This is a genomic window from Vreelandella mediterranea (assembly GCF_970647075.1).
In genome coordinates this window covers 639,547-651,152 of record NZ_OZ310198.1, presented here as the reverse complement: position 1 = coordinate 651,152, position 11,606 = coordinate 639,547, and the positions used below count along the sequence as shown (strand labels likewise).

Here is an 11,606-nt window from a genome sequence, read left to right as displayed (position 1 = left end):
CCACCTATAGACTATCGTCCCATCCGGACTAAAGTCGTACTCTTTTGGCGTAAAAACGTGAACACCTAGAGTAATTTACCTGTATAAAGCAGTCTGCCAAGGACGCCTTTAGTCCGTGATACCAAAGTCTGGATTTCTTTTTTTCATTTATTGGCCAGTATTACCTTGAGTTCACAAAGCCAATAAATCCCCGGGACAAACATTATCGAGACGCTTAACGCGACACAGGGGGTCGCGCAACAAAGCGTCACACTCATCGATTTGGCAAGGGCACTTTCGACCCGGTGGTTTTATCTGCGCGGTACAAGGCCGCAAACCGCTGTGAAGACACTTTCCAACCTTAAAAACCATAAACGGAGAGCATCATAATGGCAGATGACAAATCCAACGCTGCTGCATATTGGAAAGCCAACGTTCGCCTGATCACTGGCTGCCTGGTGGTCTGGGCATTCGTATCCTATGGCTGTGCGATACTGTTCCGCCCGCTGCTGGCCGCGATTCCCGTGGGTGGCACGGATCTCGGCTTCTGGTTCGCCCAGCAGGGCTCCATCCTTACCTTCATCGTACTGATCTTCTTCTACGCCTGGAGAATGAATCAGCTCGACAAGAAATTCGGCCTGGGAGAGTAAGCGATGAGCCAGTTTGCAATTAACCTACTGTTCGTAGGCGCCTCCTTCGCGCTCTATATCGGCATTGCGATATGGGCGCGGGCCGGCTCCACCAAGGACTTCTACGTCGCCGGCGGCGGCGTCCACCCGATCACCAACGGCATGGCGACCGCCGCGGACTGGATGTCGGCGGCGTCGTTCATTTCCATGGCGGGTCTTTTGGCCTCCGGCGGCTACGCCAACTCCACCTTCCTGATGGGCTGGACCGGCGGCTACGTGATCCTGGCCATGCTGTTGGCGCCTTACCTGCGCAAGTTCGGCAAGTTCACCGTGCCGGACTTCATCGGTGACCGCTTTTACAGCAACACCGCTCGCCTGGTCGCGATCGTGTGTCTGATCATCGCCTCGGTCACCTACGTTATCGGTCAAATGACCGGTGCGGGTGTGGCGTTCTCGCGCTTTTTGGAAGTCAGCAATACCTGGGGCATTTGGCTGGCAGCGCTGATCGTCTTCCTGTACGCCGTATTCGGGGGCATGAAAGGGATTACCTATACCCAGGTAGCGCAGTACGTGGTGCTGATCATCGCCTACACGATTCCTGCGGTCTTCATCGCCTTCCAACTGACCGGCAACCCGATCCCCATGTTCGGCATGTTCAGCACGCACACCGAGTCGGGCATTCCGCTGCTGCAAAAACTCGATGACGTGGTCAGTGCCCTGGGCTTCCAGGACTACACCGCCGATGTCGATAACAAGCTCAACATGGTGCTGTTCACGCTGTCCTTGATGGTGGGTACCGCCGGTCTTCCCCACGTTATCATTCGCTTTTTCACCGTGCCGAAAGTCGCCGATGCGCGCTGGTCCGCGGGGTGGGCGCTGGTGTTCATCGCGCTTTTGTACCTGACCGCCCCGGCGGTAGGCTCCATGGCGCGCCTGAACCTGATGACCACGGTCTACCCGGAGATGGCCGGCCAGGTGGAAAACTACGAAGAAGCCACACAAAATCCCATTCTTTACGAAGAGCGTCCGGAGTGGTTCCGTACCTGGGAAGATACCGGGCTGATCGTATACAACGATGTGAATAACGATGGTCGTATTCAGTTCTACAACGACGACGCCGACTACGCCGACCGCGGCTGGGAAGGCAACGAGCTTACCGTCAACAACGATATTCTCGTACTGGCCAACCCGGAAATTGCCAACCTGCCCGGCTGGGTCATCGGTTTGATCGCGGCGGGCGGTATTGCAGCGGCTCTTTCGACGGCGGCGGGCCTTTTGCTGGCGATCTCCTCGGCGATCAGTCACGATTTGATCAAGACCATGATCAACCCGAAAATCACCGAGAAAGGCGAAATGCTGGCAGCGCGCATCTCCATGGGCGGGGCGATCTTGCTGGCGACCTACCTGGGCTTGAACCCGCCAGGCTTTGCCGCGCAAACCGTCGCCTTGGCCTTTGGTATCGCCGGTGCGTCGCTGTTCCCGGCGCTCATGATGGGGATCTTCTCCACCCGCATGAACAACGTCGGCGCGATTGCCGGTATGCTGGCGGGCCTGCTCTGCACGCTGCTCTACATCTTCACCTACCTGGGTTGGTTCTTCATCCCCGGCACCAACATGCTGGCCAACACGCCGGATAACTGGTTCTTCGGTATCTCGCCGCTCTCCTTTGGCGCGGTCGGTGCAATGATCAACTTCGCCGTGGCGTTTGCGGTCTCCAGCGTCACCGCCGCACCGCCGAAAGAGATCCAGGAGCTGGTAGAAAGCGTGCGCTACCCGAAAGGAGCTGGTGTTGCCGTCGACCACTAAGCCATAATCGATCCTGACACCTCGTGCAGGAATCACCATTGACCATCGGGCCTCCTCAGGGAGGCCCGATGACTTTCAGAAAGGAAATTCTATGATATGGCACCTGATCGCCGCCGTGTTTGCCGGCCTTGCTGGCGCCGGGATCGGCCTGCTGCTGCGCGCATTAAGCGGCAAACGCCTTCCCAAATGGGTCGTGCCGGTATTGGGGGGGCTTGGCATGCTGGCCTATCAGATTCAGGTAGAATACTCCTGGTTCGAGCACAAAAAAGCGCAGCTGCCGGAGACGGCGCGCGTGATTTCAAGCGATACGTCGACTGCGGTATGGCGTCCCTGGACGTTTGCCTTTCCCATGACCACCAAATTCAGCGTAGTGGATAGCGACAATATCGTGGCCCGAGAGATCGAGGACGCTTGGGTGGCGGAGTTCCTGCTGTATCAGTTCGAGCGCCACCACACCGATATTCTGACCACCCAGCCTTACGTTCTAAACTGCGCTACTCGCGAGCTAATGGCGTTGAACAGCACAGCCGACGCGGCCTCCCCCGGCGAATTACGCCGCCTGCGCGAAACCTCGCCGCTACTCACAGCGGTCTGCGGACTCGCGGGCGCTCAAGAGCAGACGTAAGCGCCGCTTTTACCTAGAATGAAGAACCTTGCAAGCACCGCTTACTGGGCAAAATAATCGTTGGTAGAGGGAATAGGCATGTTTCACGGTGGGCTGCTGGTCGCGGTATCGCTTTTATATATCGCGGTGCTTTTTGGCATTGCCTGGTTTGGCGACCGCCGCGCGCGCACCCGCGGTGCCAGCCGCCGCCGGCCGATCATCTACAGCCTCGCGCTGGCGATTTACTGCACCTCCTGGACGTTTTACGGCGCGGTGGGCCAGGCCGCGACGGCGGGCTGGTCCTTTGCGAGTATTTTCGTCGGCCCGATTCTGACCTTTTTGCTCTTCTGGCCGGTGTTGGCCAAGATGATTCGCGTCGCCAAGCACCAAAACGTCACCTCGATTGCCGACTTCATCGCCTCGCGCTACGGCAAGAGCCAGTCGCTTGCCGCCTTCGCAAGCCTGGTGGCGCTGATCGGCACCCTGCCCTATATCGCGTTGCAGCTCAAAGCCGTCTCGACCACGTTTAGCGTGCTGACCGAAAACAACGCCCCCACCGGGGCGCTTTTCAACGATACCGCCTTTTACGTGGCGATCGTCATGGCGCTTTTCGCGGTGCTGTTCGGCACCCGCCACACCGACGCCACCGAGCATCACGAGGGGCTGATCCACGCCGTCGCCTTCGAGTCGCTGGTCAAGCTCTTCGCCTTTGTCGTGCTGGGGGCCTTCGTCACCTGGGGCATGTTCGACGGGCTAGGTGCGTTAATGCAGCACGCCGAAACCCAGCTGGGCCTACAGCGCCAGCTCGCCAACCAGGATTTCGGCCAGAGCTTCTGGGCGCAAACGCTTTTAGCGATGCTGGCCATTTTGTGCCTGCCGCGCCAGTTCCACGTTGCCGTGGTCGAAAACATCCACCCGGACGACGCCACCAAGGCGCGCTGGCTCTTCCCACTCTACCTGCTGGCGATCGCTTTTTTCGTGGTGCCGTTGGCCGCCGCGGGCCTTTATCTGTTCTCGGACAGCGGCGTGGAGCCCGACACCTACGTGTTGACGCTAGCCATGGCCTCCGGCCACGAGTGGCTGACGCTGTTGACCTTTATCGGCGGCTTCTCCGCGGCCACCGGCATGGTAATCGTCGCGGCGGTGGCAGTGTCGATCATGATCTCCAACGAGATCGTGATTCCAGCGCTTTTCCGGCTGCGCTGGTTCGACACCAAGGCGCGGGACTACGGCCGACTGGTGCTGCGCGCCCGGCGCCTGACGATCATCGCCGTGCTGGCGATGGCCTACGGCTTTTATCAGCTGCTTGCCGAGTTCACCTCGCTCGCCTCGATCGGCATGCTCTCGTTTGCCGCTGCCGCCCAGTTCGCCCCGGCGGTGATCGGCGGGCTCTACTGGAAGCGCGGTAACCGGCTGGGGGTCGTCATCGGCATGAACGCGGGCTTCGCGATCTGGACCTACAGCCTGCTGTTGCCCGCGATGATCAGCGCAGGCGTTTTGCCTCAGGCGTGGCTTGCTGGCGGGCCGCTGGGTATCGGCTGGCTCTCGCCCACGGCGCTTTTTGGTTTGAACCTGGGCGATAGCTTCACCCACGGCGTCATGCTCTCTTTAGGGGTGAATCTGTTTTGCTATATCTTCGTCTCCCAGGTGAGCTCGCAGCGGGTGGTCGAGCGCATCCAGGCGTCTCTGTTCGTTGACAGCGTCGAGACCCGCCAGACCTCGGTCAACCGCCCCTGGACCGGGGCCACCACCGTGGGCGATCTCAAGGTGCTCTGCGAGCGTTTTCTAAGTGCCGACCAGGTGGCGCGCGCCTTCGAGGACTACGCCGGGCGGGCCGGCAAGCCGCTGGATAACGCCACCCGCGCCTCGATCGACGTAATTCAGTTCACCGAACGCTTTCTAGCCTCGGTACTCGGCGCCTCCTCGGCGCGCATCGTGGTGAACTCGGCGCTTCAGGGCCGCGGTATCGGTATCTCGGATGTGATCTCGATCGTCGACGAAGCCTCCCAGGTGCTGGAGTTCAACCGGGCGCTGTTGCAGGCCACCATCGAGAACATCAACCAGGGCATCAGCGTGGTCGACCAGAATCTGCGTCTGGTGGTCTGGAACCAGCGCTATCTGGAGCTCTTCCGCTTTCCCGATCACTTGATTCGGGTGAGCGCGCCGATCGATCGCATCTTTCGCTACAACGCCCACAACGGCGAGTACGGCCCGGGGGACCCGGAAGAACACGTCGAGCTTTTGATGGATAACATTCGCAAGGGCCAGCCCCACCGCTACGTACGTTACCGCCAGGATGGCAGCGTCCTGGAGGTTCAGGGCACGCCGATGCCCGGCGGTGGCTTCGTGTACACCTATCAGGACATCACCCAGCAAAAGCACATCGAAGAGGCGCTGATTCGCTCGGAAAACAATATCCGGATTTACACCGACAACGTACCGGCACTGATCGCCTACTTCGATAAAGAGAGCCGCTACCTCTTTACCAACCGCGCCTACGAACAGGCCTTTGGCATCGACCGTAACGCGGTGATCGGCCGCCGTTTCGAAGACGTTTTGCCGGTGAAACAGGCCGAGGAGCGCCTGCCCTGGGTGAAGCGAGCCCAAAGCGGCGAGCGGGTGAGCTTCGAGGTGGCCATGCGCGTGGACACGCACATGCGCTACATGCTGGTGACCTACACGCCCCACTTCGGCGACAGCCAGTCGATTCTGGGCTTTTTCGCGCTGTATCAGGATATTACCGAACGCCGCCAGGCCGAGATCGCGCTCAAGGAGACCAACGAGACCCTCGAGGAGCGGGTGCGCGAGCGCACCCAGGCGCTCTCCAAGGCCAACGCTGCGCTGCGCCAGGAGAACCGCGTACGCGCCGAGGCGGAGCAGGCACTGCGCCAGGCCAAGCAGGTCGCCGAAGACGCCAACGCCTCCAAAACGCGCTTTCTGGCTGCGGCGAGCCACGACCTGCTCCAGCCCTTGAATGCGGCCCGGCTTTTCACCTCGGCGCTGATGCAAAACGAGCAGGAAAGCGGCACCCAGCGCACCATCGGCCATATTGACAACTCGCTGCAGGCCGCCGAGGAGCTCTTGAGCACGCTTCTGGATATCTCCAAGCTCGACGCCGGCGCCTTGACCCCGCGGCGCAGCCATTTTGCGCTTTCGGATATCACCCGCCCGCTGCGCGCCGAGTTCGATGTGATGGCCGACGAGCGCGGCCTGGATCTCAAGGTCGTGCCCACCGCGCTCTGGGTCGACTCCGACCCGCAGATGCTGAGACGCATCGTACAGAACTTTCTCTCCAACGCCCTGCGCTACACCCAACAGGGCCGCGTGCTGCTGGGCTGTCGCCGCCAAAACGGCCGCCTGAACATCGAGGTGTGGGACAGCGGCCCAGGAATTCCCGAGTCGAAGCTCACCGAAATCTTCCAGGAGTTTCGTCGTCTGGATCAGGTATCGCGCCACAAGGAGAGCGAAAAAGGGCTGGGACTGGGGCTCTCGATCGCTGACCGGATGAGCCGCGTGCTGGATCACCCGATCAAGGTGCGCTCCTGGCCGGGGGTGGCCACGGTCTTCTCGGTCAGCGTGCCGGTAGTGGCCGCCCAGGAGCGCAGCGCGGATGCGAGCGAGGCGCCCACCCGGCGCGGTGGCAACAAGCTGGCCGGCGCGCGGGTCGTATGCATCGATAACGAAACGCTGATACTCGAAGGCATGACGGCGATGCTCAGCGGCTGGGGCTGCGAGGTATTCACCGCCACCAGCATCGGCGGGGCAAAGTCGATTTTGCGTAACATGGACGGCGACCCGGACGCGATTCTGGCCGACTACCACCTGGATAACGAGGTCACCGGCCTGATGGCGCTGGAGGCGCTCAGCGAGCGTTTGAAAGGCGCGGTACCGGGTATCGTGATTACCGCCGACCGCACCGAGGAGGTCGCCGAAGAAGTGAAGCGTTCCGGCTACCAGCTCTTGCTAAAACCGGTCAAACCCGCCGCCCTGCGCGCGCTTTTGACCCGCACGCTACAGGCGAGCCGGGCCAGAAGCTGATGTGATGCGTATTGCAATTAAGGCAGAAGGGAGCGGGCTCGAGTAACCCGTCGCGGGGATTTTTCGCCAGGGATGGCGAAAGTAGCGTACAGGGAGGTATTCACAGCGACCCGCAAAGGGTTGCTCGAGCCCGCGGTGCCATCCCCCGCTCTCCCAAAAGAAAACCTCGCTTATGGATACCATAAGCGAGGTCTCTGGAACTCACATACCCGCGGTCAGGATTCGACTTTCGGCGGCTCGACCTCGAGTTTCTGGGCGGCGATCACGGCCTGGGTGCGCGAATGAACGCCCAGCTTGCGCAGAATCGCGGTGACGTGGGCCTTGATGGTCGCCTCGGAGACGTTGAGCTCAAAAGCGATCTGCTTGTTCAAAAGGCCTTCGGTCAGCATGTTGAGCACGCGAAACTGCTGCGGCGTGAGCGAGGCGATCGCCTCGGCAAAGCGCGATTCCTCTTCGCTGGTCTCTTCCAGAATGCCGGCCAGCGCCTCGGGCAGCCATACTTCGCCCTGAAGGATCTCACCAACCGCCTCGGCAATCAGTTGAAGCGACGACGACTTGGGAATAAAGCCCGAGGCACCGTAGTCGATGGCGCGGCGCACGACGTAGGGTTCGTCACTACCGGAGACCACCGCTACCGGCACGTCGGGCATCTGGCCGCGAAGCTGGATAAGTCCCGAGAAGCCGTGGGCGCCGGGCATGTGCAGATCGAGCAAAATCAGATCCGCGTCCGGGTGGCGGTTCACCACCTCGGTGGTAGCTTCCATGGTATCGGCTTCGACGATCTCCGCCTGGGGAGCCAATTGACGCAACGCCTGGGTAAGCGCTGCTCGAAACAGCGGATGATCGTCAGCGACGATAAACTTATGGGCTACTGCCATGATACTCCTCCGGTTCCTCGAGCGCGGGACATCTTTGCCGCAACGGCTAGCTCATACGGTTTAGCATGGTACCCCATGGGCTTTAAGTTACAAAAGCTCCGCCATGCACAATTTGTCATTCGTCATCCGGCGTAAAAAAACGGTGCCGGCTAAAAGCCGGCACCCGAACGGTTGTGACCTGCGTTCAACTTAACATAGCCTGCCATTCAACGTCTGATATTCCTTGGCGGGCTACTGCGTGGCGCGATGCTCGATCAGATCGTCGACCACCGAGGGATCCGCCAGCGTGCTGGTATCCCCAAGCCCCTCGCACTCGTTGGCGGCGATCTTGCGCAGAATCCGGCGCATGATTTTGCCCGAGCGGGTCTTGGGCAGCCCCGGCGCCCACTGGATCACGTCCGGCGAGGCGATCGGCCCGATGTCCTTGCGCACCCACTGGGTCAGCTCCTTCTTGAGCTCGTCAGAGGCCTCGATGCCATCATTCAAGGTGACGTAGATATAGATGCCTTGGCCTTTGATATCGTGCGGGAAGCCCACTACCGCCGCCTCGGCGACCGCTGAGTGCGCAACCAGCGACGACTCGATCTCGGCGGTGCCCATGCGGTGACCGGAAACGTTCAACACGTCATCTACTCGCCCGGTGATCCAGTAATAGCCGTCTTCATCGCGCCGGCAGCCGTCGCCGGTGAAGTACATGTTGTCGTAGGTCGAGAAGTAGGTCTGCACGAAGCGCTCGTGGTCGTCCCAGATAGAGCGCGCCTGCCCTGGCCAGGAGTCGAGTACCACCAGGTTGCCTTCGGTCGCGCCTTCGAGAAGAGTGCCTTCGTTGTCGACCAGCGCCGGCTGGACACCGAAGAAAGGCCTGGTGGCGGAACCGGGTTTGAGGTCGGTCGCGCCGGGTAGCGGGGCGATCATGATGCCGCCGGTTTCGGTTTGCCACCAGGTATCGACGATCGGGCATTTTTCGTTGCCGATCACCCGGTAGAACCACTCCCAGGCCTCCGGATTGATCGGCTCGCCGACCGAGCCCAAAAGGCGCAGCGAGTCGCGAGAGCTTGAGTCCATCACGCTATCGCCGTGGGCCATCAGCGCGCGCACCGCGGTCGGCGCGGTATAGAGGATATTCACCTGGTGCTTGTCGACGATCTCACCGATGCGGCCGTGGCTTGGGTAGCTGGGCACGCCTTCGAACATCAGCGTCGTCGCGCCGTTGGCCAGCGGCCCGTAAACGATGTAGCTGTGGCCGGTGACCCAGCCGACATCCGCCGTGCACCAGTAGATCTCGCCCTCCTGGTAGTCGAACACGTACTGGTGGGTCATGGCCGCGAACAGCAGGTAGCCGCCGGAGGTGTGCTTGAGCCCTTTGGGCGCACCGGTGGAACCGGAGGTATAGAGAATGAACAGCGGGTCTTCGGCGCCCATCGCTTCCGGCGCGCACTCGGTGGATTGCTGATCGACCAGATCACTGAACCAGATATCCCGCCCCTCGTGCCAGTCGATATCGCCGCCGGTGCGTTTGACCACCAGCACGTTCTTGCACACCTCGGTGCCATCGCGGGTCAGCGCCGCGTCGACGTTCTCCTTGAGCGGTACCTGTTTGCCACCGCGCACGGACTCGTCGGCGGTGATGACCAGTTTGGAGTCGGCGCCGATCACGCGCTGGGCAACGGCGTCCGGGGAGAAGCCGCCAAACACCACCGAGTGCACCGCGCCGATACGCGCACAGGCGAGCATCGCCATGGCGGCTTCGGGAATCATCGGCATGTAGAGCGTGACCGTATCGCCACGGCCGACGCCCAGGGACTTCATCGCGTTGGCAAGCTGGTTGGTGCGCTCGTAAAGCTCGCGGTAGCTTACGTGCTTGGTGTCATTCGGGTCGTCGCCTTCCCAGATGATCGCGGTCTGGTCGCCGCGCTTTTCCAGGTGGCGGTCCAGGCAGTTGGCGGCGACGTTGAGCGTGCCGTCCTCGAACCAGCGGATATCGACATTGTCACGTGAAAACGAGGTGTTCTTGATGGTGCCCGGCGCCTTGATCCAATCGAGTCGCTTGGCCTGCTCGGCCCAGAAACCTTCGGGGTCGTCGATGGAGCGCTGGTACAGGGCCTCATAACTGGCCTTGTCAGCCCATGCATTAGCAGCGATGTTATCGCGCACCGGATAAACGTTCTTATGCTCGCTCATGACACTGCCTCAGTCCGTGAAATTGCAATAGTTGGAAAACGGCGCCGCCCGTAGATCGTGCCGGGTCAGGCGGGCAAATATCAACCTAGCATAAACCTACTCAGAGCACCTTCCCCTTAGACATTGGTAGTAGCTAATTTGCCATAAAAAACAGGTGTTTAATGCCCTATTCTGGTTCAACTCGGGCGATGAAGCGAAGCGTGTGGGCGCAACGCCGGCACTTGTAGCGCCGCCCCTTGGCCGCCTGAGCATGGCGTTGGGCAGTGAAATGGTGGCTTTGGCAATCGCAGCGGTAGTGATAAGGCCGGCGCTGGGTTTGGGTGATATCCAAGCGGTGGGTCACGCGCGGGGCAAGGCCGTAAAGCTCGCGCATTACGGTTTGCCACTCGCGCCCGTGGGGCTTCAGGCGCGGGCCATTTTTGAGATGGAACACCAGCCAGTGGGCCATTTCGTGGGGAATGACCTCATCAAAATAGGCCTGGCGGTTGTCCGCCATCAGCGCCGGGTTGAAGCGCAAGCCCCCGCGCCCCAGGTGGGCCTGGCCGGCGCTGGCGCCCTTGAGGTCGAACCACACCCTGGGCGCGGGTAAATGTGGGTGCACCTCGCGGGCTCGCGCCAGCGCCTCGTCGGCGCGGGTGCGGGCAGCATCAAAAAGCGCCGGCTGGCTTAACGCATTTAGCCGCTCGAGCGGCCAGGCGGGCAGTGGAGAAATACGCATTGATGATAAACTAGCTCCCAGGTGACGCTTGCCAGTGTGAGCGATCGCGCCGGATTTCTCAAAATGATCGAACGAGGCCTTTTATGGCAGTTGAACCGCAAAGTGGTAGTGAAAATTCCGAGCAGCTCCCGCCGGAGCCGCTGCTGGACGACGAGCAGCTCGACCGGCTGGACGACTTTCTCGACTCCGATCGCGTCGGCGAAGACGCGCTGGATCTGATTTCTGCCCACGGCTTTTTGGTGGCGCTGGCCGTGGCCCCCAGCGAGCAGCCTCACGACACCTGGCTCAAAGAGCTTTTTCAGGGCGAGCCCGACTACCAGGACGCCGCCGAGCGCGATGAGATCACCGGGCTCTTGGCCACGCTTCGCAACAATGCGGTCAGCGTGCTAGAGCAAGGGGGGCTTCCGGAGCTGCCCTTCGAGCTGAGCCTGGACGGCATTGCGCCGGAAGAGACGCCCATCGGCGACTGGTGCGCGGGGTTCATGGAAGCGGTGTTTAGCGACGAAAGCGCCTGGTTCCAGGACGATGAGGAGGCCGCGGCTACGCTACTTTTGCCTTTCATGCTGCTCTCCGGGCTTTTCGACGACGAGCCGGACATGCAGGATTTAGCCGGCGACACCGCCCGCCAGGAGGAGCTCGTTGCGCAGTTGCCGGAGCTGGTGCTCGATTTATACCTGCACTACCGCGTACCGCCGGAAACCGCCAAGCCCAAGCCGCGCCCCAAAAAGCCCGCCGGTAAAAAACCGCCCAAAGGCAAAAAGCGTTAGAGCCAG

General features: G+C 61.1%; 8 protein-coding genes. 5 read left to right on the top strand and 3 right to left on the bottom strand.

All coding sequences use genetic code 11. The annotated features are described in order from the left end of the window. Positions 1-368 precede the first annotated feature (368 nt). The 4 genes from ACWFVE_RS03075 to ACWFVE_RS03060 all read left to right on the top strand — a co-directional run bounded on the left by ACWFVE_RS03075 (position 369) and on the right by ACWFVE_RS03060 (position 7,056). Positions 369-629, top strand: a complete 261-nt coding sequence (locus ACWFVE_RS03075) for a DUF4212 domain-containing protein (RefSeq protein WP_447527826.1) — start codon at positions 369-371, stop codon at positions 627-629. A 3-nt stretch (positions 630-632) separates the two neighbouring features. Then, entirely contained in the window at positions 633-2,414 is a 1,782-nt protein-coding gene (locus ACWFVE_RS03070) for a sodium:solute symporter family protein (RefSeq protein ID WP_447527825.1), read from the top strand. Positions 2,415-2,505: 91 nt separating this feature from the next. Then, a complete protein-coding gene (locus ACWFVE_RS03065; protein ID WP_447527824.1) occupies positions 2,506-3,039 on the top strand; it encodes a hypothetical protein in 534 nt (177 codons plus the stop codon). Between the two features lie 78 nt (positions 3,040-3,117). Then, on the top strand, positions 3,118-7,056 hold the full coding sequence (locus tag ACWFVE_RS03060; RefSeq protein WP_447527823.1) for a hybrid sensor histidine kinase/response regulator: 3,939 nt from the start codon (positions 3,118-3,120) through the stop codon (positions 7,054-7,056). Positions 7,057-7,271: 215 nt separating this feature from the next. Here ACWFVE_RS03060 and ACWFVE_RS03055 read toward each other — a convergent pair whose 3' ends face one another. The 3 genes from ACWFVE_RS03055 to ACWFVE_RS03045 form a co-directional block, all read right to left on the bottom strand. Further along, complete coding sequence (locus ACWFVE_RS03055) at positions 7,272-7,934, bottom strand: response regulator (RefSeq protein WP_447527822.1); 663 nt, start codon at positions 7,932-7,934, stop codon at positions 7,272-7,274. Between the two features lie 231 nt (positions 7,935-8,165). Beyond that, a complete protein-coding gene (gene acs, locus ACWFVE_RS03050) occupies positions 8,166-10,115 on the bottom strand; it encodes an acetate--CoA ligase (RefSeq protein WP_447527821.1) in 1,950 nt (649 codons plus the stop codon). Positions 10,116-10,281: 166 nt separating this feature from the next. Then, the gene (locus ACWFVE_RS03045) at positions 10,282-10,833 is read right to left on the bottom strand and encodes a SprT family zinc-dependent metalloprotease (protein ID WP_447527820.1); all 552 of its coding nucleotides are present in this window, start codon (positions 10,831-10,833) and stop codon (positions 10,282-10,284) included. A gap of 83 nt (positions 10,834-10,916) precedes the next feature. On the opposite strand from ACWFVE_RS03045, the gene ACWFVE_RS03040 reads away from it, so the two are divergent. Further along, positions 10,917-11,600: a YecA/YgfB family protein gene (locus ACWFVE_RS03040; RefSeq protein WP_447527819.1), complete on the top strand. Its 684-nt coding sequence runs from the start codon at positions 10,917-10,919 to the stop codon at positions 11,598-11,600. Positions 11,601-11,606: the final 6 nt, after the last annotated feature.